The 25,145-nt window shown below is 62.8% G+C and carries 29 protein-coding genes; 28 read left to right on the forward strand and 1 reads right to left on the reverse strand.

What is annotated here, in order from left to right:
• The first annotated feature begins 83 nt into the window (after positions 1–83).
• The 28 genes from G6035_RS03915 to G6035_RS04050 all read left to right on the forward strand — a co-directional run bounded on the left by G6035_RS03915 (position 84) and on the right by G6035_RS04050 (position 22,947).
• Entirely contained in the window at positions 84–440 is a 357-nt protein-coding gene (locus G6035_RS03915) for a hypothetical protein (protein WP_176615768.1), read from the forward strand.
• Complete coding sequence (locus tag G6035_RS03920) at positions 437–841, forward strand: hypothetical protein (RefSeq protein ID WP_176615769.1); 405 nt, start codon at positions 437–439, stop codon at positions 839–841. The genes G6035_RS03915 and G6035_RS03920 overlap by 4 nt, the downstream gene beginning before the upstream one ends.
• Positions 838–993, forward strand: a complete 156-nt coding sequence (locus tag G6035_RS03925; protein ID WP_176615770.1) for a hypothetical protein — start codon at positions 838–840, stop codon at positions 991–993. Before G6035_RS03920 ends, G6035_RS03925 begins: the two co-directional genes overlap by 4 nt.
• On the forward strand, positions 990–1,616 hold the full coding sequence (locus G6035_RS03930; RefSeq protein WP_176615771.1) for a hypothetical protein: 627 nt from the start codon (positions 990–992) through the stop codon (positions 1,614–1,616). The genes G6035_RS03925 and G6035_RS03930 overlap by 4 nt, the downstream gene beginning before the upstream one ends.
• Entirely contained in the window at positions 1,613–1,972 is a 360-nt protein-coding gene (locus G6035_RS03935; protein WP_176615772.1) for a hypothetical protein, read from the forward strand. The genes G6035_RS03930 and G6035_RS03935 overlap by 4 nt, the downstream gene beginning before the upstream one ends.
• A 105-nt stretch (positions 1,973–2,077) precedes the next feature.
• Positions 2,078–3,292, forward strand: a complete 1,215-nt coding sequence (locus G6035_RS03940) for a hypothetical protein (protein WP_176615773.1) — start codon at positions 2,078–2,080, stop codon at positions 3,290–3,292.
• A 62-nt stretch (positions 3,293–3,354) separates the two neighbouring features.
• Positions 3,355–3,654 carry a hypothetical protein gene (locus tag G6035_RS03945; RefSeq protein ID WP_176615774.1) on the forward strand — a complete coding sequence of 100 codons (300 nt, stop codon included), beginning with the start codon at positions 3,355–3,357 and terminating at the stop codon, positions 3,652–3,654.
• Positions 3,644–4,003 carry a VRR-NUC domain-containing protein gene (locus G6035_RS03950; RefSeq protein WP_176615775.1) on the forward strand — a complete coding sequence of 120 codons (360 nt, stop codon included), beginning with the start codon at positions 3,644–3,646 and terminating at the stop codon, positions 4,001–4,003. Before G6035_RS03945 ends, G6035_RS03950 begins: the two co-directional genes overlap by 11 nt.
• A gap of 62 nt (positions 4,004–4,065) precedes the next feature.
• Entirely contained in the window at positions 4,066–4,743 is a 678-nt protein-coding gene (locus G6035_RS03955; protein ID WP_176615776.1) for a hypothetical protein, read from the forward strand.
• Positions 4,744–4,881: 138 nt separating this feature from the next.
• Entirely contained in the window at positions 4,882–5,253 is a 372-nt protein-coding gene (locus G6035_RS20490; RefSeq protein WP_371130831.1) for an HNH endonuclease signature motif containing protein, read from the forward strand.
• Positions 5,254–5,466: 213 nt separating this feature from the next.
• Positions 5,467–5,769, forward strand: coding sequence for a phage terminase small subunit P27 family (locus G6035_RS03965; RefSeq protein ID WP_218062938.1), 303 nt, complete (start codon positions 5,467–5,469; stop codon positions 5,767–5,769).
• A gap of 5 nt (positions 5,770–5,774) precedes the next feature.
• Positions 5,775–7,541 (forward strand): terminase TerL endonuclease subunit, encoded by a 1,767-nt coding sequence (locus G6035_RS03970; RefSeq protein WP_218062939.1) that lies wholly within the window; start codon positions 5,775–5,777, stop codon positions 7,539–7,541.
• Between the two features lie 215 nt (positions 7,542–7,756).
• The gene (locus G6035_RS03975; RefSeq protein ID WP_256127730.1) at positions 7,757–9,046 is read left to right on the forward strand and encodes a phage portal protein; all 1,290 of its coding nucleotides are present in this window, start codon (positions 7,757–7,759) and stop codon (positions 9,044–9,046) included.
• A gap of 14 nt (positions 9,047–9,060) precedes the next feature.
• Positions 9,061–9,789, forward strand: coding sequence for an HK97 family phage prohead protease (locus G6035_RS03980; RefSeq protein WP_176615779.1), 729 nt, complete (start codon positions 9,061–9,063; stop codon positions 9,787–9,789).
• Positions 9,790–9,806: 17 nt separating this feature from the next.
• Complete coding sequence (locus tag G6035_RS03985) at positions 9,807–11,057, forward strand: phage major capsid protein (protein WP_176615780.1); 1,251 nt, start codon at positions 9,807–9,809, stop codon at positions 11,055–11,057.
• Positions 11,058–11,095: 38 nt separating this feature from the next.
• The gene (locus G6035_RS03990) at positions 11,096–11,470 is read left to right on the forward strand and encodes a hypothetical protein (RefSeq protein WP_176615781.1); all 375 of its coding nucleotides are present in this window, start codon (positions 11,096–11,098) and stop codon (positions 11,468–11,470) included.
• Entirely contained in the window at positions 11,370–11,915 is a 546-nt protein-coding gene (locus tag G6035_RS03995) for a mobile element protein (RefSeq protein WP_176615782.1), read from the forward strand. Before G6035_RS03990 ends, G6035_RS03995 begins: the two co-directional genes overlap by 101 nt.
• Complete coding sequence (locus G6035_RS04000; RefSeq protein ID WP_176615783.1) at positions 11,912–12,259, forward strand: hypothetical protein; 348 nt, start codon at positions 11,912–11,914, stop codon at positions 12,257–12,259. Before G6035_RS03995 ends, G6035_RS04000 begins: the two co-directional genes overlap by 4 nt.
• Positions 12,259–12,531: an HK97 gp10 family phage protein gene (locus G6035_RS04005; RefSeq protein ID WP_176615784.1), complete on the forward strand. Its 273-nt coding sequence runs from the start codon at positions 12,259–12,261 to the stop codon at positions 12,529–12,531. Before G6035_RS04000 ends, G6035_RS04005 begins: the two co-directional genes overlap by 1 nt.
• A 7-nt stretch (positions 12,532–12,538) precedes the next feature.
• Positions 12,539–12,949: a hypothetical protein gene (locus G6035_RS04010; RefSeq protein WP_176615785.1), complete on the forward strand. Its 411-nt coding sequence runs from the start codon at positions 12,539–12,541 to the stop codon at positions 12,947–12,949.
• 78 nt (positions 12,950–13,027) lie between these two features.
• Positions 13,028–13,843, forward strand: coding sequence for an IPT/TIG domain-containing protein (locus G6035_RS19715; protein ID WP_218062940.1), 816 nt, complete (start codon positions 13,028–13,030; stop codon positions 13,841–13,843).
• Positions 13,844–13,937: 94 nt separating this feature from the next.
• Positions 13,938–14,375 carry a hypothetical protein gene (locus G6035_RS04020; protein ID WP_176615786.1) on the forward strand — a complete coding sequence of 146 codons (438 nt, stop codon included), beginning with the start codon at positions 13,938–13,940 and terminating at the stop codon, positions 14,373–14,375.
• 173 nt (positions 14,376–14,548) lie between these two features.
• On the forward strand, positions 14,549–14,743 hold the full coding sequence (locus G6035_RS04025; RefSeq protein ID WP_176615787.1) for a hypothetical protein: 195 nt from the start codon (positions 14,549–14,551) through the stop codon (positions 14,741–14,743).
• Positions 14,744–14,761: 18 nt separating this feature from the next.
• Positions 14,762–17,767 (forward strand): tape measure protein, encoded by a 3,006-nt coding sequence (locus G6035_RS04030; RefSeq protein WP_176615788.1) that lies wholly within the window; start codon positions 14,762–14,764, stop codon positions 17,765–17,767.
• The gene (locus tag G6035_RS04035; RefSeq protein ID WP_176615789.1) at positions 17,764–18,714 is read left to right on the forward strand and encodes a hypothetical protein; all 951 of its coding nucleotides are present in this window, start codon (positions 17,764–17,766) and stop codon (positions 18,712–18,714) included. The genes G6035_RS04030 and G6035_RS04035 overlap by 4 nt, the downstream gene beginning before the upstream one ends.
• A gap of 1 nt (position 18,715) precedes the next feature.
• Positions 18,716–19,843 (forward strand): hypothetical protein, encoded by a 1,128-nt coding sequence (locus G6035_RS04040; protein WP_176615790.1) that lies wholly within the window; start codon positions 18,716–18,718, stop codon positions 19,841–19,843.
• The gene (locus tag G6035_RS04045) at positions 19,843–20,793 is read left to right on the forward strand and encodes a hypothetical protein (RefSeq protein WP_176615791.1); all 951 of its coding nucleotides are present in this window, start codon (positions 19,843–19,845) and stop codon (positions 20,791–20,793) included. The genes G6035_RS04040 and G6035_RS04045 overlap by 1 nt, the downstream gene beginning before the upstream one ends.
• A gap of 54 nt (positions 20,794–20,847) precedes the next feature.
• The gene (locus tag G6035_RS04050; protein WP_176615792.1) at positions 20,848–22,947 is read left to right on the forward strand and encodes a sialidase family protein; all 2,100 of its coding nucleotides are present in this window, start codon (positions 20,848–20,850) and stop codon (positions 22,945–22,947) included.
• A 27-nt stretch (positions 22,948–22,974) separates the two neighbouring features.
• Here G6035_RS04050 and G6035_RS04055 read toward each other — a convergent pair whose 3' ends face one another.
• The gene (locus tag G6035_RS04055) at positions 22,975–25,074 is read right to left on the reverse strand and encodes an acyltransferase family protein (protein ID WP_371130832.1); all 2,100 of its coding nucleotides are present in this window, start codon (positions 25,072–25,074) and stop codon (positions 22,975–22,977) included.
• Between the last annotated feature and the right edge of the window lie 71 nt (positions 25,075–25,145).

Below are 25,145 nucleotides of genomic sequence, written 5' to 3' on the forward strand. Positions count from 1 at the left end.
GGAGCGCTGCCCGTCATGTTTGAAGCCCATTGATCCGCACAACGGCGAATGCCGTTGCAGCTGACTACGTAGAGGAGAGTGTCATGGCGTTGGAAATTGAGTGGCGTGAACCGCCCGCATCGTTGGATCCCAAGGATCGGCTGATCGCGGCGTTGAAGGAAAACCCGCGGAAGTGGGCGCGGGTGAAGGCCGGCATGAAGTCAGGCACCGGCCACCACACGTGGAAGAAACTCGGCCTGGAGGCAGTATCCCGTCCGAACGACAAGGACGACACCCTGTTCGACGTGTACGCCCGCTTCGTGCCCGCCGTGGGCAAGGCGACAGGCAAGACAGACGTCAACGGCGTCCTCGCCCGCGAGGGCACCACCCCGCCGCCGAAGACTGGCGGCCCATACAAGTACCGCGGCACCGACGCCACGACGACGGCGGGCACGCCATGATCAACCTCGACACCGTACAAGCCGGCGACACCCCGGACCTCATTGCAGAGATCCGCGACCTCCGCGCCGCGCTCGCGGCCCGGTTCATGTCCGGGGAGCAGCTGAGTTTGCGGGACGCGGTCCGGGTGGAGCTGATCAACCAGGGCGCGGAGGCGGCCGCCCAGGTCGACGCAGTCAGGGCCCTGCACGCTCCGGTGGAGCAGCCGCGCGTTTATTGCGCCTATGTGGGGATGGACCGTCCCGAGTGCGCCGACTGCTACCCCTCGGAGCACGACCTCGGCAAGGGCCACACCCGCATGGTCTGTGGGCACTGCCAGCTGCGCCGCGACGTCGGATTCACAGATGAGCCGGCATGGCCCTGCGAGACCATCGAGGTCCTCGACCAGGACCCAGCACCATGACAGCCCAGAAGTTCGTCCTCCGCATCCAAGCACACGCCCGAGAGCTCACGGCCGCCGTCGCCGCCAAACGCGCCGATCGGATCCGCAACAGACTCGCCTACATCACCGCCAACGTCGACGCGCTTGCCGACCTACTCGAGGAGGAATCATGACGTACTCACCACCCGCCAAAGCCGTTGAAGCAGGGGCGCGTGCGCTGTTCTACGGGCTGATTGTGAGCGCCCCGCCATATCCGCTGTGGGATGACGCGGACGTTGCCGAGAAAGCCAAGTGCTACCAAGACGCGGAACTCGCCCTTACCGCTGCGGCCCCGTTTATCGCGGCACAAGCGAAGGCCGAGGCGTTGCAGGAAGCGGCGGACGACAGTCGCATGGGTCCAGTTCCCCACGGGTGGAACGCATCAGGAATCGCATCCTGGCTCAGGGCCCGTGCCGACCGAATTGAACGGCAGAACTCACGAGCAGCCTGGTTCAGAGTAATGGAATCGAGCAGCCTGGTTCCGAGCGGTGAAATCGAGCAGATCGTGGGCCAGCCGAAGCACAAGGTGGTCCACGATGGGCGTGCTGTCACTGCGGAACAGACGGTGTACATTCTGCACTCACGCATGTGCCTGGATTCCGGGATCGACCGTCGGAATTGCGTGTATTCCGTGGCGTTGGATCGCGGTATCGAGTTGGACCGGTGGCAAGGCTTCGAGGACGAAGCCGTTGCCCTCTACATCGAGCGCGGAAGGCTCCGGCCTCTTGGTAAGCCGCGGCCCGAGGCTGAGAAGTGAAGGCCCCGGACCCGTACCAGGACGCAGAGGGCATTGCCCTGGTCGAGGGCATCATGCAGCGCATCGGTTACTGGCAGCAGGCCGAACCTGTCGCCAGCATCGATCTGGAGGATGTTGTCAACGCGCTCGCAGACTGGGGCGTGGCGTTGCAGGCGTGGCAGCTGCCGTTTTTGAACGCGTCGCGGGCGATGGCGGGTTTCGTCGAGGGCCTCCAAGAGACCGGCGTCCTGCCGGAACCGGCGCCGTCGGATCCGCGGGCCAGGGCGCTGTGGGCAAAGAAGCACCAGGGGAAGGGCCCGCCGCCGTCGTCCAGCTGGCGTGGCAGGGAACGCAACACGAAATACAGGTCTCAATAATGAAAGTGGGTACACCTAGTGCCATGGGGACGCATAGGCGATACCGCCGCTCATCATCCGATTGCTCTGGCGGTCTTGGAGCATGAGGACGCTGATGAGCGGATTGTGAATGAGCTCTTCGGGTTCATCATGCGGTGTGCTGTGCAGTCGGCGGCGCACTTGACGGATTACGTGATCAACCGGGGCACTGCGGTGTCAATCGCAGGTGTGGCCCGGGCGAATGCGTTGCTGGATTTCGGGCTGTATGCCGGCTACCTGGTCGAGGTGGAAACCGTCGATGAGGAAAGCCGGGTCCGGAAGGCGTACAAGATTGTGGAAGATCCGGAGTTCATTCACCTGCGCACGAAGGCTGAGGTGGAGTGGGAGCGGCAGCGCCGTAACGACGCCGCCCGGCCTGAGCTGGTCATTCCCGTGAGGTTGCGGGACGGCGACGGTTGCCGGTATTGCGGGAAAGTGGTTCGGTGGGGCGCCCAGAATAGCGCCATTGGCGGGACCTACGATCATCGTGTGCCTGGCAAGCAGGCCAAGGACGAGAATGACATGTTCGTCTCGTGCCGTGGCTGCAATTCCGGCCGGAAGAACAGCGACAAGGCTGATGTTGAGTACCCACGGTTGCCAGTTCCGTCCATCGCGTATTTCAGCGAGGGCACGGTCAACTGGCTTGCCGATCATGAGTATGTAAAGCGGCTGGGCATTCCGGTGCCGAAGCCATCCGGCCGGGCGCTCAAGCCCGGCGATCCAACTGACAACGGCGTTCCATCCGGCCAGACCACCCAGGGCAACGGCAACTCCGGCCCGCTACAGACTGGCAACGGCGCTTCATCCGGCCAGGCAACTGAGGGCAACGGCAGCATTCCCGGCCCTTCCGACACTGGCAACGGCAACTCCGGCCAGGACGACCAGGGCAACGGCAGCTTTTCCGGCCCGGTCACATCTGGCAACGGCGCTTCATCCGGCCAGGGCATCAAGGGCAACGGCGATTCCGGCCCTGCAGTAACGGCTCCGGCCACTGGTAGCAGCCCCTCAGAGGTTCCCAGTGGCAACGGCACGCCGATAAGCACCACCAAGCCGGTTGAGGCGGTTTCAAAGCCGCCTGGGACCGCCGAGGAGGCAGGTTGCCAACTTATTGCCAACCCTGCCAACCGCCTGACTGATGGCCCCGGTATTGCCGGGTCGGGTCGGGACGGGACGGGTCGGGTAGGGCAGGGACGGGGAGCCAAGCTCTTGCTTTCTCCTGCAGCGGATCTTCTATCGTCTCCCAACCTGCCAGGGCTTCCTCGACCATCCATGAAACGTAAGAGGCCCAGGAGGAGAAAGTGAGTTCCCCTTTGATAGAAGTCCCTGCAGTTGTTCGGCCCGGGCATCCTATGTGGGTTCCGTCCGTGGATGAGTGGGCTGCCATGTCTTGGCATCAGCGGCAAAAGTTCGTTCAGGTCCGGCGGGTGCCGTTCAAGGCGCGGGTGTTGATTCCGTGCGAGAAGGCCCATGTGGAGGATCTCCCGCCGGCCCCGGAGGTTCAGCCGTGGGATGAGGTGCGGATGCATCACGAGATGGTGTTGATGCGTCGTCGTGCCGCGGCCAGGTTGGCGGCCGAGGTGGTCACGCCGGCCGAGGGTGACCGGAATTGGAATGAGCTGGCCGAGGCGATCGGGAACGAGGTGAACAAGCGCTATGTCTGGTGAGCAGGTGACCCGGGTGATGACGGGGGCGGAGTTCAGGGCCCAACAGTACGCACGGATGACCGAGGCGGCGTTCCAGTCCCATGTGGAGCGGCTGGCCAGGTGGCACAGGTGGGACTTCTTCCACGTCTACAACAGCCGTCGCTCACGGCCAGGGTATCCGGACCTGCACTTGTGGCATCCGGTGCATGGGTCGATGTTCCGGGAGTTGAAGACGATGAAGGGCCGGCAGTCTCCGGCGCAGCTCGAGGTGGAAGCTTCGATGCGGGCGGCGGGGATTGATGTTGGTGTATGGCGGCCGGCTGATTTGGACGGGCGGATTGATGATGAGTTGAGGGGGATGAAGGGTTGAACACTTGCACCGCACCGGAATGCAACCGCATCACATCGTTGTATCTGTGCACGACCTGCGTCTTGGAACTTGACGATCTGCTCAAGGATGTTCCGGTTCTTGTTCAGTTCTTGCCTGGGGCGATCCATCAGACGAGCGTGACCAGGTCGCCTGGTGCCAGCGGTGGGGGTGGCGGGCACGCGAGTTCCAAGCCGCCCATCAACCTCGATGCTCTCTTGCTGCGGACGTGGCTGTGTCAGCTCCCTGATCGTGCGTACGGGGTGGCGATGGAAGACCCGGAGGCCGGGCAGACCCTGTTTATGGCACGGCTTTGGGTAGGGCAGGCCCGTGACCTGGTCTGGGGGCCGGAGGACAAGCGGGTGTACGGTCACTGTGGGGAGCAACTCGAGGATGATGCTGGGCCGACATTGTGTGATGGCCACTTGGTGGCTCGTCCTGATGATGTGTCGGTGAAGTGCCAGGCATGCGGGACAGTTCATCACGTCCACGACATCTTGTATCGGCTGCGGTTGAAGGCCCGCGGTCAACCCATGCCGCCCAGGCACGTCCGCGAGTACCTACAGAAGAAGGCCAAGGCATTCATCTTGAAGAAGGACTTTGAGAACTGGGTGCAGATGGGCCGGCTCGCGTACGTTTTGGATCGCGTGACCACTGAAGGCCAGGCGCAGAGGATCTACTTCCCAGGTGACGTGCTAGAGGTATTTCAGGACATGCGGGGACGGAGGAGAATCCCGACCTGAAATGTAGTACCCTAATTCCGAGGGGATAAGTGTCTCCGAAGACTTGATCTGAAGGCCCTGACCATTCGGTCGGGGCCTTCGTCATGTCCGAGGACGGTGAGCCTGGTGTGAATTGGCATCCCTCCCCGGGCCGGCCTTATGGAAGCTGGTGGTCACGTGCCATACGCTGCGCCGAGCAGATGCACCCGCAGATGCGGCCGGCTGGCCACCGAAGGCGGCCGATGCGATGAGCATAGGCGCAAAGCTTGGGAGAACCGCAGTGCCAATGACCTGAAACTAACAGGGGCTGACCGTCGTCGGATCCGCAAAGAACAGCTTCAGCGCGAATCTAGGTGTCGATTGTGCGGCTCAGATGTTGACCTGCAGGCCGACCACATCATAGAGATTGCCGATGGTGGCGCACCTTTTGACGCTGATAATTTGCAGACTCTCTGCCAAACGCATCACGACGAAAAGAGCAAGGCAGAACGTGCACGACGGGCCATTCAGAGGCGCTCTACCAGAGGGTAGGGGCGTTCGGATCGCTGGAAATTCGGCCCGGGAGCGCGTCGGGTGAATTCTCCGCACGATATCTCACATTATTGGAGGGGGGTCTAAGTGGGTGCACGTGGGGCAGCGGCCAAGCCAGCCCGACTGAAATTGATCCAGGGGCGAGGAAACGGCACAGACTCCGGTGGCCGCCCAGTCAACCTAGGTCCCGAGTTCAAGCGGACCGCACCGGAGATGCCCGACTGGCTGACCGCCGAGGCGAAGGACGAGTGGCAGCGCGTTGTTCCCGGGCTGCAGGCCTTGGAGCTCCTGAAGCCGGAAGACCGGGCAGTTCTCGCCGCATACTGCGAAACATGGGCGGAGTTCCGCAATGCCACCCGGGCCATCCAGGAAAACGGGTCACTTCTCATTGATGCGGCCCAGGGGACCATCCCACATCCGGCCGTGGCCCCGCCGCAATGCGGGCGCCCGCCTGCAATCCCTGGCGAAGGAATTCGGCATGACACCTTCCTCGGAGCAGGACCTGGCGAGGAGTGACACCGGTGGCGACGAAGACAACCCGTTCTAAGACAGGCCTCAAGCCAGAAGACTCCGATGCGTTCGGGCTGCCGACCACCGCGGTGCTCCGGCGTTTGAAGATCAGCCCCGAAGTCGCCTACTTCATGGTCTCCAGGGGCATCCCCCTGCCGGAGATACCGCCGAACATCAAAACCCCGGAGGGGCGCAGCCTCCGTAACGCCGTGTTCGACCCCGAACGCGTAGACAAGGTACTCAAGGCCTTCTCCCTCCTCCGGCACACCCAGGGCCGCCTGGCGGGGCAACCGCTGGTTCCGGACTCGTGGCAGGTCGCCTACATCATCGCCCCCGTTTTTGGGTGGGTGAAGAAGAACGAACACGGGGAATGGGTCCGTGTTGTTCGGACCCTCTACGTGGACGTTCCACGCAAGAATGGCAAGTCCACCATTTGCGGAGGGCTGGCGATCTACCTGACAGCAGCCGACGGTGAGGCCGGCGCGCAGGTCATTGCGGCCGCAACGACGAAGGACCAGGCGTCGTTCGTGTTCGCTCCGATCAAGAAACTGGCGGAGTCCGCCCCAGCCCTCCGCGGCCGGGTCAAGGCCGTCACCGGACGCATTATCCATCCCAAGTCGAATTCCTATTTCGGCGTGATCAGCTCCACCGCTGACGCCCAGCACGGCGCGAACCTTCACGGCGCGATCATTGACGAACTACACATCCACAAGACGCCAGACCTGGTCGAAACCATCGAGACTGGTACAGGCTCCCGCGACCAGCCCCTGGTCGTGAAGATCACGACGGCCGACACAGGCAAGCCGAACACGATCTACGCCCGCAACCGCAGGTATGTCGAGCAGCTCGCCCGTGGCGTGTTCAAGGACGCATCAACGTTCGGTGTCGTCTTTGCCGCCGATGAAACCGATGACCCGTTTTCCGAGCACACTCAGCGCAAGGCCAACCCCGGGTTCGGGATCAGCCCGACGCGGGAGTACTTGGAGACGGCTGCGAAGAAGGCCCGCAACTCGCCTGCCGAGCTGGCAAGTTACAAGCGCCTCCATCTTGGTCTGAGGACGAAGCAGACCACAAAGTTCATTGAGCTGAAGGCGTGGGAACGCAACGCTGGCGCTCGCATCCTTGAGGCCGATCTGCAAGGGCGTCATTGCTATGGCGGTCTTGACCTCGGTTCGGTGTCCGACTTGACCGCGTTGTGTTGGCTGTTCCCCAAGCCTGACGGGGTTGGGTACGACACGATTTACCGGTTTTGGACGCCTGAAGAAAACGTGGAGGCCCTGAACGAGAGGACGGCCGGTAATGCGGCGGACTGGGTCAGGAAGGGCTGGTTGGAGACTACTCCGGGCGACGTCACGGACTACGACTTCATCAAGACGAAGATGCTCGCGGACATGCAGTCGTTCGATGTGGTTTCTGTCGGCTTCGACCGGTGGAACGCGACGCAGCTGGCCAATGATTTGCTCGGTGAGGGCGTGCCCTTGGTGAAGACGGGCCAGGGCTTCCTGACCATGTCTCCCCCGCTGAAGGAGATCCAGCGCCTTGTCCTCATGGGCAAGCGCGGTGATCCGAAGCTGACCCATGGCAGCAACCCCGTCATGCATTGGATGATCGACAACTTGGCTGTCGCGACGGATGCGGCGGGCAACGTGAAGCCGGACAAGGCCAACAGTGCCGACAAGATCGATGGAGTTTCGGCCCTGTGCAATGCCTTGAGCGAGGCGCTCAGCCTGGACTCCGGCCCGTCATCTTACAACGACCATGACTTGATCATCGCTTAGAGGAAGGGACGCCGTATGCGCCTAAAAATTGGTTCCAGTGTCCGTGTCGTTTTGGTGGACGGGACTACTTTGGTGGGGACAGTGCGTTTCTCCTGGCGGTTCAGGGTGCTGAAGCTGACCAATGTTTACAGTCACGTCCGTGACGGCGAGATTCAAGCCGACGGATACATGCTGGTCCCGACCCGCAGCGTCCTGTTTGTCCAGGTGAGTTCGTGATGGGGCCGGTGATCAAGTCCGCCGGTGAACTGGTGACCATTGGCAGTTTCGCCGGCGGCTACCCCACACAGACCACAAAGGGGTCACGGATCACCGTGGCAGACGCCGGGGTGCCGCTGGCAAACTACTCCCCCGCGGCCACGGACCCGTTGACGCTGTGGAAGACGCAACCGGCGCTGCGTAAGGTCGTCGGCTATGCGGCCCGGCAGGTCGCCAGCATCCCGTGGCATGCCTATCATCGCGTCTCGGACACGGACAGGCAGCGGGACGCCGGCGGGCGGGCAGAACGGCTCCTGAACGCTCCGGCCCGGTTCATTACAGGATTCAAGTTGTGGCGGGACGTTGCCATTGACGCGATGATCTACGACCTGTTTTGTGTGCTGTACCTCGAAGGCACCAGCGGGAAGCCAGCCACGCTGGTAAGGATCCCGCCGCGGCTGTTGACGGTCAAGTCCGACTTCCTGGGGCAAGTCACCCAAATCATCCTGGAGACCCCGGCGGGCACGCCCGACGTTGACCTGACGGATGCGCCCATTGCTGTGGGCTGGGGATGGCACCCGTCCACGGCTGGCGGCGTGTCACCCATGCTGACGCTGTCCCAGATCTTAGAGGAAACCCGGCGGTCCGTGGAGTGGCGGAATGCCCAATGGCATAACTCGCCAAAGATCGGCGGCCTGCTCAAACGGCCGGTGGAGGCCAAGAAATGGGATGAGAAGAACCGGGACCGGTTCCTGCAGTCCTGGCGGACATGGCGTGACACGCCACGCGCTGGCGGGACGCCGATCCTTGAAGACGGCATGCAATACGAGAAGCTCGACGGGCTCAACCCGAAGGAGGCCAAGGACATTGAGGGGCGCCAGCTCACCGATGCCGAAGTTGCTTCCGCGTTCTATATCCCGCCGGAGTTGGTGGGGGCCAGGCCGGGGAACTTCTCGAACATCTCCGCATTCCGGCAAATGCTGTTCGGCCCCATCCTGGGGCCACTGTTCACGGAGCTGCAGCAGTCCGTGAACCAGGGCTTGCTCGGCTCTCTCGACTCCGCTGCGGGCTCGTATGTGGAGATGGACCGGGACGCGGCCATCAACGGCTCCTTCCTCGAGCAGGCGCGCCTGCTATCCACCCTGGTAGGCGGGCCGGTCATGACCCGGGCCGAGGGCCGGGCCAAGCTCAACCTGCCCCACATCGATGGTTCAGACGAGCTCATCGTGCCGTTGAACGTGACGGCAGGCGGGCAGGCGTCTCCGCAGGACACCGGATCGCAAAACATCAGCGACACCACCACAGCATGAAAGGCGGTTAGGTAGTGGACCACATCAATATCAGCAAGTCATACTCGGCCAAGGCCGAACCAACTGGGACGCCGGGTGAGTTCCTGGCCCTCGTCTCGGCTTTCGGCAATGAGGACTCCCAGGGTGACATCATCCAGGCCGGCGCGTTCACCAAGACCCTGGCGGAGTGGACGCTCAAGGACCGGCCCATCCCTGTGGTGTGGTCGCACCAGTTCACCGACCCGGAATCGATCCTTGGTAAGTACGTCGAGGCGCAGGAGACGGATGCCGGGCTGCTCCTGAAGGGCCAGCTCGACCTTGACCACCCGAAGGCGGCCCGGATCCACAAACTGATGCTCGACGGCCTCATTGTCGAGTTCAGCATCAGCGGCCAGGTCAGGGATTACGAGCTCATCAAATCCGATGGAGAGGAATCCTGGTGGCCCTCCCTCCTGATCAAGGACATTGACCTGTGGGAGGCCGGGCCCTGCTTCAAGGGCGCCAATCCAGACACGGAGCTGCTTTCCATCAAGTCGGACGGCCGCCTGACCGGCGCGGTCCGCACGGTGGCGAAGGAAGGCCGGGTGCTGGCTCAAAAGCACGTGACCGCGTTGAAGGACGCACACGCCCAGCTCGGCGAGATCATCGCCGCAGTTGACACGCAGGATGCGGACAAAACCAAGACTGCTCCTGTCCCAGCAGTTCCGGCGGCAAAGTCGGTTCTGTCCCCCAATGTTCGGGCGCTGCTCGATCTCTCGCTCTAAAGAAGGAGACCCCAGAAATGGACCCCAAGGTAAAGCTCGCAGCGCTCAACAACGAGGCTGCCGCACTGCGCAAGAAAGCACTTGAAAACGCCGCCGAATTCACGGAGGCGGACGCCACCCGGGCTGCCGAGATCGCAAAGGAACACGGTGAGCTCACGGCCCTGATCGAACGACAGAAGGCCGCCGCGGCGTCCCTGAACTTCGCCGGCGCCGGCACGTCCAGCCAGGAGAACACAGACACCCCGGACCAGTCCGCTGTCGGCAAGTCCATCGGCGCCCAGTTCGTCAAGTCGGAAGCCTACCGCGGCTTCCGCAAGAAGCACCCCTCCGGCGTCGGCAAAGACACCCCCATCAGCATCAAGGCCGAACACCTCCGCGGCAGCGTAATCGCCAAGGTGGACCCTGCCCCGCTGGGCACGGCCGGGGCCGGCAACGCCCGCGCCGTCCGCACCAACGAGGTCGACGACCTGGTCTACCGGCCCGCCCGTCGGCTGCTGGACCTGATCACCCGCGGCAACACGAACCTGCCCTGGTTCCAGTACCGCCAGGTCATCTCCAAGACCAACAACGCCTCCATCGTGGCCGAGGCAGCTACCACGGCCGGCACCACGCCCGCGACCGGACTCAAGCCACTGTCCACGCTCACGACCACTACGGCGGACGCCAAGGCATTCACCTACGCGGACGGCATGGAGGTCACCAATCAGGAGCTCTCTGACGACGGCGTCATCCAGTCGCTGATCGACTCCACGCTGACGGAGAACCTCGAGATCGAGATCGAGAACATTCTCCTCAACGGTGCCGGCACGGCCGACGAGCCCGCAGGCATCTTCAACACCAGCGGCGTCCTCCAGCAGGCGTGGGCAACGGACGTACCCACCACGGTCCGCAAGGCCATCACCAAGCTCCGCAATGCCTCCGGGGCGAACATCCGCGGCGTCCTCCTCAACCCGGAGGACGACGAGACCTGGGACCTGCTCAAGGACTCCCAGGGCCGTTACCTGGGCGCCGGCCCGTTCGCATCCGGACCAAGCACGGCATGGGGGTACGAACGCATCAACTCCCAGGCGGTCCCGGTCGGCCAGGCCATCGCCGGTGACTTCGCCACCATCCACCTCCTGCAGCTCGAGGCGCTGTCCATCATGGCGTTCAACCAGCACAAGGACTACGCCCAGCGCAACCTCACATACATCCGGGCGGAAGAGCGTGCCGTTCAGCTCATCCGCAATGCTGCCCGCCTGATCGTCATCGACCTGACGGCCGCCTAAACGCCAGCACTCGGGACATTTCCGAAAGGAGCATCACCATGCACGAAATAGTCATCGTAGGTGGCGTCAGATTCCGGGCCGACGACGCCGCCAGGCTCAAGCTCACAGCCGACGCCAAAGCCAAGACGAACGCCCCGGCACCCATCACCACCACGGCGTCCCAGTACACCGCCCAGCAGGAAGCAGCCGCTGCGCTCGCCGCCAGCACGACCGCCGACGCGGAACAAATCCTTGCGGATGCCCGTGAGGAGGCTGCGCGGATCGTGGCAGATGCTGCGGCCGAGGCGGCGAAGATCCAGGAAGGAGCCGGTAATGCCGGAAACGTATCTGGCGACGCTGGAGGACCTGGCGACGCTGACAAGCCTGCCAGCGACCAGCCCAAAACTGGCTCTCGCGCTAAGCCGGGCAAGTAACCGGTTCCGGGACGCCGTCGGCTACCCCGTCCACCAGGTCAGCGATGAACTGATCTGGCTGGACGGGGACGGCACGACGACGCTGCTCTTGCCGGCCGCTCCGGTCCAGGCGTTCGAGGTTTCCGTGAACGGCGAGGTGCTGCCTGATTCGGCGTATGAAATTTCACGCAGAATCGGGGTAGTCCGCAAAGTGGGCGGGATCTGGCCGGACGGGCTGGGAAACATTCAGGTGACTTACTCGCACGGCTGGGCGCAGATTCCCGGTGGCATTCAGGACGCAGTGCTTGAACAGGCACAGATTCAGGCGACGATTCTTGCCGGTGTTCAGCAGCAGAGCGCCGGCCCCTACGGCGTGACCTACGGCGTCCAAGCGACGGTGGGCGTCACGCAGAAGTGGACGGACGCGGTGGCAAAGTACAGCCTGGGATCAGGTGACCGCTCGTGATGTTCGATCAGGGTGAGACCATTGTCCGGCTCCGCCGCCAAATGGTGGCGGACCCCTACTCGGGCGAGCTGACGCAGGGGTCCTGGGAGGCGGCCGACGAGCTGCCCATCGAGGGTGCTGCGGTGGCCCCGTCCTCGACGACGGAGCCGGCGTCGGCGAACCGGCAGATGGTCATCACGTCGATGAGTGTCTACGGCCCGCCGGGCATGGATGTGCTGCGGGCGGATAGGATCCGGGCCCGTTCTGGTTTGTGGGAGGTGGCCGGCGAGAATGCTGCGTGGGTGAATCCTTTCACGGGCTGGGCGCCGGGCGATGAGTTCCCGCTGCGGAAGGTGGCTGGCTGATGAAGTGGAACGAGGGCTTCTTCTCAGAGGTCTTGAATTCGGCTCCGGTGGTCGGCATTGTCACGGGCGTGGCCCACAAGGTGGAGGCCGAGGCGAAGGCAGCTGCCCCGGTGGACACGGGCGAGTACCGGGACGGCATTCATGTGGAGGTCAAGCGCCGCGGGAAGCGGACGGTCGCGGTCGTGGTGGCGTCCAGCCGGCATTCGATGATTGTGGAGTCCCGGACGGGGAATTTGGCCCGGGCGCTAGGGCGGGTGGCTGGCGGTGGGTAGCCGTGTCTTGGACGCTGACCTGGAGTTGTTCCTGACGGGGTTCATCCGCTCGGAGCTGGCGCTGATCGGCACACCGGTCACTCAGGGCGTGTTTGTCTCGAACGCCTTTCCTGCGGATGCCAGGCCGAAGCTGGTGGTCGTGATGGACAATGGCGGGCCGTCGACGTCGATCATCACGTCCCAGCCGAGCGTTGGCATCACGGTGATGGCCGGGGATGATCCTTCCCAGGGTGCCGAGGCCAAGGAGCTGGCGCGCCTGGTGAAGATGATCGTCAAGGATTCGGCCCGGGCTGATCCGGGCAACCCGGTCGCCGCGGTCCTGAATTCGTCCGGCCCGTTCCGGATCACGGAGGAGGGTGGCCAGCCCAGCTACTACTTGACCTTCGAGTTAGCCGTTGTCGGCCAGCCGTTCGAATAAGCCTCACCGGCCTTAATCAACCATTCATTTCATGCCATCCACGCTGTGGGTGGCTTTCCTATTTTGGAGGACACCACAATGGCTAAAGACGCCAAAGGCAATGATGTTTCCGCTGTCGGTATTCCGGTTACGGGGCGGCTTGGTTTCGCCCCGATCGGTACCGCCGGCCCTTCCCCGGTGGAGGGCGCGTCGCCGTCGTTCACCCTTGATCCCGCGTTCCAGATCCCGGGCCTTCTGACGGAGGACGGCGGCATGGAGTGGACGCTGGAGGCCGACGGCGACCCGATCACGTTCTGGCAGGAAGGGTATTCCATTCCGTCCGGCCTGGCTAAGGCCGAGGTGGTCCAGACGTTCGCCCAGACGGATGAGATTGTCCGGTCCATCGTTCGAGGCCAGACGGCGGATGTGAACGGGTACATGGAGATCGACGCGGGCGGCACGGACGTCCAGTACTCGTTGTTCTCGGAGGAGATCTTCAAGAACGGTGTGATCCGCCGCCGCTGGGCCCCGGACGTGAACATCCAGGGCGTGAAGGAAGTGAAGTCCAAGCGCGGCGACGTGATGGGCTACGAGACCACTGTCAAGATCAACCGTTCCGACCTGGTAGGCGGCAAGCACTTTGGTGAGTGGCTGATCTTCCCGGGCGGCGTGGTTGTCACGATCACCGGCGCGACACCGTCCGGCGCTGCGGCTACCGAGACGGTGACCATCTCCGGTTCGGGCTTCACTGGCACGACGGGCGTGAAGTTCGGCGCGTCGAACGCGACGTCCTTCCAGGTTGTCTCCGACACGTCGCTGACGGCTGTCATGCCGGCCGGGTCGGCCGGTTCGGCGCAGATCACGGTCACGACACCGAACGGCACGGCCACCCTGGCCTACAACCGCGGCGCGTAGCCGCCTCTCTGACCTGGTCCCGGCGTCCCTTTGATGGGTGGGCGCCGGGGCCAGCACCAACCCATCTCCCACCCATCGTTGAAGGAGCATCACCATGACAACCACCCAAGACACTGCGGCAACTGCTGCCGGCCCCGTGAAGGCCGCCACAGCGTCCAAGAAGGCAGCGACGGCACCGAAGGGTGTCCCGACACCGAAGCGTGCGGCTGCGAAGCCCAGGGCTGCGGGGACCAAGCCGCGGTTCGCCGTCGTCGAGCACGCGCTCAAGTGCCAGACCAGTGAGGGTGAAGTGTCCTTGGATCTGCGGATCCCGCTGGACTCGTTTGAGAAGCTCGCCGGGCTCGAAGGGATGTCGGAGCGGGAGTCCCTGCCGTTCATCCGCAAGGAGATCATGCCGGCCGACGTCCGCGACCCGATCATGGGGTTGCGTGATGGTGCGGAATCAATGGAGCTGATTCTGAAGTGGATCGAGGCCGTGGGTGAGAGGTTTGATGCCTCAATGGGGGAATTGGGTGGCTCCTCCGCCTCGTAGAGGAGCACAAACCAGCCATTACTTACGACTTTCAGGCCCGGTTCGGCCTGGACGCTGACGGCATCGGCACTACGATCACGTGGCGCCGTGCCATCGACTTTGCCACCGGTCTCCTGAATGAGCAGGGCTCCCACCTGCACGCCTCCGTCAATGGGTGGACCTACCCGATGTCCATGGACACGATGTTTGCCGGCGCCTTGTATGTGGCCGTGCAGAACGCGCTCCTGGGCGAGGACCAGAAGCCCGTGACGATGCCGTGGCCGTGGGATGTCGAAGAGCAGGCCCCCGAGGTCTCAGCCGACGAGCTGGCCGCCTTGAAACACACTCTCAACGCTCACTCGGCTTTCGGGCAGGTGCGTCCCCAGTAGGAAAGCGAGGCGTCCTCGATGTCTAAAGCCGGTCAGGGTGAAGTTGACATTGTCCCGGTCATGGGCGGTTTCCGGTCCAAGGTCACCTCCGAGGTTGACGGGGCAGGGAAGGAATCCTCCAACCGGTTCGCGGCGGCCTTCGGGAACGGCGTCAAGGGCCTCGGCTCCTTCGTGGGCAAGTCCCTTGCTGTAGCTGGCGGCCTGGCGGCCGGCATCGCCGCGATTGCGGTGAAGGGTGGCATCAGCCGCCAGCTGCAGATCGAGGACGCCACCGCGAAGATGACGGGCCTGGGCAACTCGACGTCCACGGTCAAGCAAACCATGGACAACGCGCTCTCCGCGGTCAAGGGCACCGCTTTCGGAATGGGCGAGGCCGCCACGGTCGCATCCACCGCGCTCGCGTCCGGCATCAAGCCGGGCCAGCAAATGTCCAAGTACCTGACCCTAGTCGCTGATGCGGCCACCATCGCCGGGACCGGCATGGGTGAAATGGGCCAGATCATGGGCAAGGTCACCAACTCCGGGAAAGTCACCAACGACGTCCTGAACCAGTTCGGTGACCGCGGCGTCGGTGTGCTGCAGATGCTCGCCAAGCACTACGGTGTGACGGCCGAGGAAATGACCAAGATGGTCTCCAAGGGCAAGGTCGACGCCGCCACCTTTGAGAAGGTCCTTACAGAGAACGTGGGCGGGGCGGCACAGAAGTCCGGCGATACCACCAAGGGTGCGTTCTCGAACATGGGCGCCGCACTCTCCCGCGTCGGCGTAACCCTCTCATCGGCGTTCTTCCCGCTCTTCAAGAACGTGTTCAACCAGGTCACCAAGACCCTGGACGGCATGAACGACAAGATCAAGCCCGCCGCGGAAGCCTTCGGCAAATGGTTTCAGGGCAAAGCCGGCCCAGCCATCGAGGGCTTCTCCACCAAGGCGCTAGCAGCCTTTGACAAGGTCATTGGCTCGGTTTCCGCTTTTGTCCTGGCGTTCCAGGCTGGCGGCACGGATGTCACGTCCTCCGGGTTCAATGGCTTCCTGGAGCGCATGGGGCTGGTGTCGAGGTTCGTCTTTGACGAGATGCGCGGCGGGATCCTTGCCTTTCGTGCGGCGTGGGTGGCCAACGACGGCGATGTGACGTCCTCTGGGTTCCCCGGGTTCATGGAGAGGGTCGCCAACGCGACTCGGCCGCTGGTGGATGCCCTCAAACAGCTGGATTTCTCGAGCTTTTCCGCTTTCACGGCTTCCCTGTCGACGGCGGGCGGCAGTGTTGGGAAGTCGCTGGGCAGCATTGGCGAGTCCGTCAAGACGCTGGCGCCGGCTTTCAAGGCATTCGGTGAGCAGCTGCCCAACATTGGCGGGGCGCTGGTCAAGCTCGGCGGGGTGAGCCTGAACATCCTGACGGTCTCGCTCGGATTCCTGGCCAAGCACGTGGACACGATCATCAAGTTCATGCCGGCCATCGTCGCCGGGTACATCGCGTGGCGGGTCGCGAGCAGCGCCCTGGGCAACGCACATATTGCGTTGACGGCGGCGCAGGTGGCGATGACGCCGGTGAACCTTGCCAACAATGTGGCAAGGATCGTCGCGGTGACGCTGGAGAACCAGCATGCCCGGGCCATCGGCACAACCACGACGGCGCTGAACCTGAACCTGGTCACCATGGCCCGGCAGAAGGTCGCCATGGTCGCCCAGAATGTGGCGATGGTGGCGGGCAAGGTCGCCATGGGTGTGGCAACGGCGGCGCAGTGGGCCTGGAACGCGGCGATGTCGGCGAACCCGATCGGCCTCGTTATTCTCGCGATCGTGGCGCTGATTGCCGGGATCGTGCTGCTGGTAAAGAACTGGGGTGCGGTCACCGGGTTCCTGCAGACCGTCTGGCAGGGGTTCGTTACCTGGTTCCAGGGGATCATGGCCGGGTTCCTGGGCTGGTGGGGCGGGGTCTGGCAGGGCTTCCTGGGATTCATCACTCCGGTGTGGGCTGCGATCCAGCAGATCATCCAGGTGGCGTGGCAGGTCATCGTCACGGTTGTCCAGACGTACATTGCCATGGTCCTGACGATCATCCAGACGGTCTGGGCCGTCATCCAGGTGGTGTTCTCCACTGCGTGGAACATCATCCAGACCATTGTGGCGACGGCCCTGGCTATTTTGATCGCGGTCTTCACCGGCCGCTTCGACCTGATCGCCGGGTACATTTCGTCGGCGTGGGAGAAGATCAAGGGCTATTTCACCGGTGCGTTCGCCGCGATCAGTTCGATTGTCGGCAATGCTTGGGCCAGGCTCACCCTGATTTTCAATGTCGCGATGGCGACCGTCAAGGCGCTGCTCTCTGGCGGGTGGAATGCGGTCAGCTCCACGGCAATGGCCGTGTGGAACGCGATTGTCTCGTGGATCGCTGGGATTCCGGGGCGCATCCTGAACGGGATTATCGCCCTGGCGTCGCTGTACATCCGGGTGGGCCAGTGGATTGGGTCTGTGAAGGACGCAGCAGTATCGAAGTTCCTGGAGCTCGTGTCCTGGGTGACCGGGCTGCCGGGCCGGATACTCGGCGCCCTCGGCAACCTCAGTGGAATGCTCGTCGACGCCGGCGGGCAGATCATCGACGGCTTCCGTCGGGGGCTGGAGGCCGGTTTCGAGTCCGTGAAGAACTTCGTGGGCGGCATCGGCCAGTGGATCAAGGACCACAAGGGCCCGGAGGCCTACGACCGGGCTCTCCTGGTCCCGGCCGGCGGCTGGATCATGGGCGGGCTGAACAAGTCCCTGCGGGCCGGGATACCGGACCTGAAATCAACGCTCGGGGACGTCTCGGCAACGATACGGGCCGGGGTGACCGGACCGTCGTCGTCCCTCAGGGGCACGGCAGGCACTCAGGCCGGCACACCCCAGAGTGCCGCGGCGCTCGCCGGGGTGCAGGTCACCATCAACGGCAATGTCGGATGGGATCAGGAGCGGGTGGCGGATGAGTTGTTCACGAAGATCCGGCGTTCGTCGTCGTTGGCTAATTTGCGGAAGGTGGCGGTCGGGGTATGAGCGTGAACGTCGTCTATGGGCTGCCGTATGTTCCGCCCGTCCCGGACGTGTTTGTGCCCTGGCAGGGGCTCAAGCACACCTGGACGGGCTGGGACGGGTCGGTGTGGCCCATCAGTGACCCGCGGTCTGGTGCGGCGCTTCTGGCCGATGGGCTGGAGGGTCTGGGTATGCCGGAGATCCTGAATTACACGCATGATTCGCCGGTGGTTCATGGTCTGGAGTGGGACGGGTGGTTGGCGACGGGCCGGAAGGTCTATTGGCATTTCATCATCTATTCCGGTTCCGCCACGGACGACCAGCCGAGTTCGAAGGCGTGGCTGGCCCGCCATCGCGCTTTTTGGAAGACGATGCGCCCGGGCACCTCGGGTGTGTGGACGGTGGAGATGCCTGACACGGGTGAGAAGTTCTCGCTGCGGCTGCGGTTCGCTTCTGATGGCGGGCATTCCTACGCGACGGACCCGGCGAAGCGGGGTTGGGAGGCGTATGGGATCGAGTTTTTTGTGGAGCAGCCGTTCTGGGAGGGCACACCGGTGGTGGAGTCGTGGGAGGCCGGCGAGCAGGTTGACTTTTACGGGCCGACCGGGTTTGGTCCGGATTTCTTCATTTCCTCCTCGCGTCAACTGTCGACAGCGGTCGTGACGAATCCTGGCGATGTGGAGTCCTTTGTGGAGTGGACGATTAATGGCCCGACGACGAGTGCTGTGGTCGGCATTGGTGCGGATACGACGACGGTGCCGTTTGCGGTGCCAGAGGGCTCGAAGCTGATCTTGGACACGGACCCGCGCCGGCTGACGGCGGAGCTGGACGGCGTGGATGTCATGGACCAGCTGACCGAGTTCAATTACCCGGCGCTGCCGCCGGGGCAGGACGTGCAGTTGAACCTGTCCATGGACGGCAGTGGCGGGGTCGAGGCTAAGTTCTCGACGTACTACCTGATGGGGGTGTGAGGTGGCCGGCCCGTTCAGGATCGACATTTACGACAAGGGCTGCCGGTGGCTGGCCCCGCTCGGTGATTTGAAGTCAATCGAGGGGACAGTGCGGCACAATGAGATCTCCGAGGCGACACTGAAGGTTCCGGCGAACCATCATCGGGCGGACCTGCTGGGCGCCCAGGGTGCCCGGCTCGGGATCAAGTTCCGTGGCGAGACGCTGATGACGGGCCCCATCAGGCAGCCCTCGGGTGCTGGCCCGGCCGTGGCCGGGGACCTGGTCTATGGTGTGCAGTCTGACTTCCGGTTGTTGCACAACGTCCTGGGCTGGCCGTCGCCGTCGAAGCCGTTGACGCAGCAGGGCGACGATGGCGCCTACTACACCATTGGCAAGTGGCCGGCCGAGACAATCGTCAAGGACGTGGTGGCCCGCAACATCGCGGACCGGCTCGGGTTCCCCCTCACGATCGCCCCTGACCAGGGACGCGGTGCCGTCATGGAGGCATCTTTCAGGATGCACCCGCTGTACGACAGGCTCTTCCCGGCTGTGGACACCGCGGGGATCGGCGTGACGGTGGCCATGGCCGCCGGCGGGCTGGTCTTGGACGTCTACGTCCCTCGCGTCTACCCGAACGTCCTGACGGAGCAGTCCCGGGTAATCCAAAAATGGTCCTTCAGCGGGACGGGCCCGGAAGCGACTAGGGTCGTCATCGGTGGTCAGGGCCAGGGCAACCTGCGAACCTTCGACGCGGTCACGGACGCCGTGCGGGAAACAGCGTGGGGTGACCTGATCGAGGTGTTCCGGGACGCCCGGGACACCGCCGACGGAACGACCTATCAGATGCGCGGCCAGGAAACCCTGGACGAAGCCGCACCCCGCGGCACCCTGACCGTGGAACTGGCCGAGACCGAACGGTTCCGCTACGGCGGGCCCAAAGGCGTCCACGTCGGGGACCTGGTCACCGCCCGCGTAGGTGCCGGCATCACCGTCACCGACGTGCTGCGGGAAATGTCGTTCTCCTTCGATCGCGACAACGGGTTGAAGCTCTCCTCCACGATCGGGCCCAAGGACGACGCCCTCGACCAACTCATGCAAGCAATCACGGCCCTCGCCCGAGGCGTCCACGACCTGAAAGCAGGGACCTAATGGCCACCCCACCCGTCAGCTACGGCTACCCCGGATCCATCAACGCCGCCGCGCTCGCGGCCTGGCTGCCGGCGACGGCAGCAGCCCGCTTCAGTGTGGTGGGCGCCGACGACTGGGCCGTGTCGGCGCTGGGCGGGCTGGACCGCGGCATCCGGATCAATGCCGGCACCGGCTGCGGTGACGGCATCATGGACGTCACGGCCGAGTACGAGACGCTTTCACTGCCTCTTGTGGCATCCGGTTCCCAGTGGTTCCTGGTGGTGCGCCGCCGCAACTGGGCCACACCCGCGACCACGTCGCTGGCCATCATCCCTGGCACGTCGGAGAAAAAGTTGCCGGACCGTTCAGACACGCCAGGCCAGGAATCGGACCAGCCGCTGGCATTGTGCCGCGTCCAGGACGGCCAGACCCTCGTCCAGGAAATCATTGACCTGCGATGCTGGGCGGGTAATGGCGGCGTCGTCGTGGCGGACCTGCTGGCACGAGATTATTTGGCCCGGCCCGGCGCGGACCTGTTGTGCGGTTCCACCAGTTACCGCTACACGATGGGCGCCAACGGGGTGTGGTCATGGATTGACCAGTCCTCGACGCTCGTGAAGTCAGCCCCATTGGCTGGTGCCGTACGGCCAAGCTGGGCGCCACTCCGGACGTTCAACGGCGTCATTGACGCGAGCTCAGGTGCGGGCGGTGAGAACCGGACCGCCACATGGGCGACGGACGCTGGCGGCGTGGGCGGGCTGTGGTTCGGCTACAACGGGCTTCCAACGTTCCAGGGCATATACAGCGTCCAGCTGACCGGTTACCACCCGCTCGTCGCGTTCATGCACCTGCCATCCCTCATGACAGTTTCCACCTCCCGGATCAAGTTCAAGGCCCGCCGGCTCGACAACAGCGGATGGGCCAACAACTACGGGCAGATCTCCATGGCCGTAGCCGTCACCGGCTGGTAGCCACCCAATTACCGCGGCGCCCCGAGGGGCCGCACTATCTTCAGGAGGCAACTCATGCCCGGACCGTACCCCTACGAACCATTTTTCGCGGTCGACCCATCGAACGTGGCCAACGTGGCGACCAACGCGCAAATCGTGGTCTACGCTCCCGGTGATCCGACCAAGACGCCAGTGGACCTATGGAACCTGAGCCGGACCATGCCACTGCCAAACCCGTTCGCGACCGACGCGAGGGGCTTTGCCGAGGCACCCCTTCATGACACCCTGCCCGTGCTCGTCTGGGACGGCGGAGGCTTCTCCAACACCATCGTCTCCGTCCAGGGACTGAAAGACGACGCGGAAGCTGCAGCCGGTGCCTCCCAGGCCTCGGCGGACTCGGCAGCAGTAGCCGCCGCGAACGCCACTGCCGCCGTGGATGCCAACATGTCTGCCGCCGTGGCTGATGCACAGTCTGCCGCCGACTCTGCCGCCACGTCCGCCGCGCTCGTGAACGCACCCGCCGACAACGTTACGGCGGCACTCGTGCGGAATCCGGCCACGGCTACAGCTGCAGCACTTGATGCCAGTATTGGCCCCGTTGCAGCAGGCAAAATTGAGAGTCGGCTGGCTGACTATGCGGCATCACTACGATCCGTCAGACTGGAGCTGGCTACCTATGACGGAAACCCCTCTACCACGCATCCGACCGTGGTAGATGCTGGTGTTGCTGGCTGGAATGGATACCGCTACTGGATGGCCCACACCCCCTACCCCGCGCAAGCGCGAGAGAACCCCTCAATTCTGGCCTCAAAGGACGGCGTGAACTGGGTTACCCCTGCCGGGCTTGTAAACCCCGTGGTGAGCTACGCGCAATACACGGGGCTTGGATACGACTATGGCTCTGACCCGGAACTTGTTTTGGTCGGCTCCAAATTGGTTATGTTTCACCGCCCCTCATCCGAGCTGAACGGCGTAAAGAAGGAAGCCGTCTACCGCATGGAATCCAGCGACGGGGTGACTTGGAACAGTCCCGGTGTGAAGGTGTTGGAAATGCCGACGCTCAACGCGTCGCTCATCGCACCGTCAATTTCCTACGACGGCACAACCATGACCATGTGGGTTGTCAACGGTGACGCGGTTCCATTGCGCATTGACAGGCGAACCAGCACCGACGCCGGGCTAACTTGGTCCTCACCGACCGCGTGCACACTCAACAGCGGCTCGCACGTGCCTTGGCATATCGGCGTCACCAAAATGGGCGGCGTCTATTACATGGCGTCAAACTCAAAAGCGGCACCGGCCAATGAGTGCGTCCTACTCACATCCACCGATGGATTGACATGGAATATCGTCAAAGGTTCGGCATTGCCACGCTCCGGCGACTGGTACGACGCATACGGCTACTACCGAACCTGCCTCATTCCATCCACCGCCATGCCCGGGCGCTTTGATGTATACGCATCAACAATGACAAGCGTTTCCGGCCAGCGCAGCATCTCCCTATACAAGTCATTCGACTGGGTTAGTAGCGGGAATACCTCCCTCAAGGCGGCAGTGGACGCCATCAAGGCACTTGATGATCCCTACAAACTCATCGACTCATTCGACGGTAGGGTCAGCGCTGACAGCAACATTGGCATGCCAGACATCGGGCCCGCATGGGTGCCAGTCAATGTGGCTTCATCGGCCGTCAGGTTGCTGGGCGGGGTGATGTTTCTTGCCCAAGGAGCAACCCCGTCAGGATGTCACCTCTCAAGCAACGTTGAAACCGGCAACGGCGAATTGTCAGCCGACATCATTGCCCGCCCCTCCGGCCAAGTTGATTGCGGCCTCACCGCCCGATACTTGGACGAAAACAACTTCATTGGCGCGTCCCTAGTGATCAGTATCGACAACACGACCACCAACCGGCTCAGGCTCAAGACCCGAATCGCCGGGGTCGAAACAACACTCATTGACGTCACGAATCCTGGGTTTGTTCGAGGTACTGCCAAGCGCCTGAAAATGAAGATCGTTGGTGATCAACTCGCGGCATATGTCGCAGGCAAACAGGTTGCCACGGCAACCATCCCTCCCAGTGCTATGACGGCTTTGACGGCGGCAACAAAGGTCACCTGTCAGGGTTACAACGACAACACCAGTGGGTTCGATAACGTCAGCTTCAAGGCGCTCTAGGGTCGAGGGGCAGAGCCGGTCGGCTCTTCACTTTAGATGAAGGGTCGCTTGGATTTCTTTCCATAGGGGCGTCACCATTTGCCGGCTGAAGGTTGCAGTGAGGTGGTCAGCATCTCGGTAGACGAGTGTGTCTCCAAAAATGACGGGACATGTCGTGGCATTGCAAAAGTAATGCACAAAATCGACATATCGGGCGCCAGTGGATCTGGCTGCGGCTCGTTCGGCCTCGATAATATCCGTCGAGAGCGCAGAGACACGGTCCCTGTCACACCGAACTGTTGACTCGAGGTGCATTGAAAGGCAGACTGCCGGGGTGCCGGCCTGAGTTGGAACGTCGGAAATGACCATTGTTTTACTTGTACCAAATGCGAAAATTGTAGATTCAAGCCCTTTTTGCCAACGAGCAGAAAAGTTGCCATTGCCGCCCACGAGTTGCACATTCCTGTAATTGGCCAGGACCACAATATCCGGGTGTAGTGCGGTCATCCGCTTGACGGCAGCCTCGCGCCACACCTGGCAAGCCTTGTACGCAACGCCATTATGAAGTGTCGGTATGTTGACTGAGGGGCATGCGTTCTTTGTGCTGCTGTCAAGCCGAATCTTCCCGGCCTTGGCCAATTGCTCGAGTGCCGGATACCAGCTTGATGAGTGGGAATCTCCAAACAAGACGACAAGCGGTGCGGCGGCATTGGTTCCAACTTGGCAGCCTGACGCATCGGTACTGTCGAAACTGACATGGCATCCCAGCGCATAGGATGCCGCGGTGTCTTCGAATGCCAGTCGAAGGGAGGGTTTTAGGTTGGAGGGCACGAAGGGAGTCCCGGTCGGCTGGACCTCGATGGCTTTCTGGCTCGCGGTTTGGTTGGTGGAGAGTTGAATTTGATTCGAGGCGGTGAATGCGGTGAACGCAAGCGCGATGACAAGGCCGGAGGCTGCGAGAGCAACAACGAACGTATTCCGTGGCCGTCCGTGCGCCAGTGGCCGGTACCTCATGGCAGGCTCTTCAACCCATCGGAAAAGGAGCCATGCCAGCGGAACGGAAGCCAGCCCAAGCAGCAACCGGACAAGCAATGGCAGGGGTTCGCCGCTGCCAACGAACGCTTGCGGTATGACCTGCAATGGCCAGTGAACAAGGTAGAGCGAGTACGAAATCTTTCCAATGAACTGCAAGATACCTGCGCCCAGTAACCGACCGCTCGACAGCCGGCTTTCGGCGCCGCCGCCGACAATGAGCAGGGCCGTGGCAAGCACTGGGAGCGCGGCGTAGAACCCGGGAAAAGGAGTTGACGAATCGTAGCTGAATCCAATGACGAGAAGCGACACTAGTCCGATCCACGCAAGCAATCCGGTCGAGGGGCGTTTCAGCCATGCCCATCCAGATCGAACTACGAACGCAACCAAGGCGCCGACCCCCAGCTCCCATGCGCGGGTGGGAAGCGAGAAGAACGTCCATGGTTGGGAAATGTCCATGCCGACAACGCAAAGAACGAATGAGGCTAAAGTCAATGCTGCCACCATGGCAAGGAGCACTCGTTGATTGCGCCTGAAAATCCAGAATCCGACAGCCAGGATTGCTGGCCAAAAAATGTAGAACTGTTCCTCAATCCCAAGGGACCAGTAATGCTGGAAAACGGATGGGGTGCTCTCGCTGAGATAGTTCGTTCCCTGGTAGGCGAACAACATGTTCGGAGCGTACAGGGCAGTCGCGACCGCGCCGTGCCAAACCTCTTTCATAAGCAATGGCGGCATCCAGATCCAGGACGCGACTGTCGTAAGCCCGGCTACAAGAAGCGCGGCCGGCAGAATTCTCCTCGCACGCTTGGCGTAGAAATTACCGAACCGGATCGATCCCTCGCGATCCAGCATCCGCAGGAGTTGCCCTGTTATCAGGAAGCCAGATATGACAAAGAAGACGTCAACCCCGACATACCCACCACTCAAGGGCTTAAGACCAGCGTGGTAAGCGACAACAAAGAGCACGGCAATGGCGCGAAGCCCCTGTATGTCGAGTCTAAATGGTTCCTTGACAGTCGCCCTAGTCGCCAATTCAGCTTGTGCGGTTGCGCCAGACGGCATGCCAATTCCCCCAAAAGTTTTCGAATGGACCTCGAGCAGTTTATAGGCCACTTAGCTCGTCGACTAATCCCTTGGTCCGGGGCCACAAAATTTCCGTTAAGTTCCTCACCCGCCAGGCCCCG

The organism is Arthrobacter sp. SDTb3-6 (assembly GCF_013376095.1).
Lineage (GTDB): Bacteria > Actinomycetota > Actinomycetes > Actinomycetales > Micrococcaceae > Specibacter.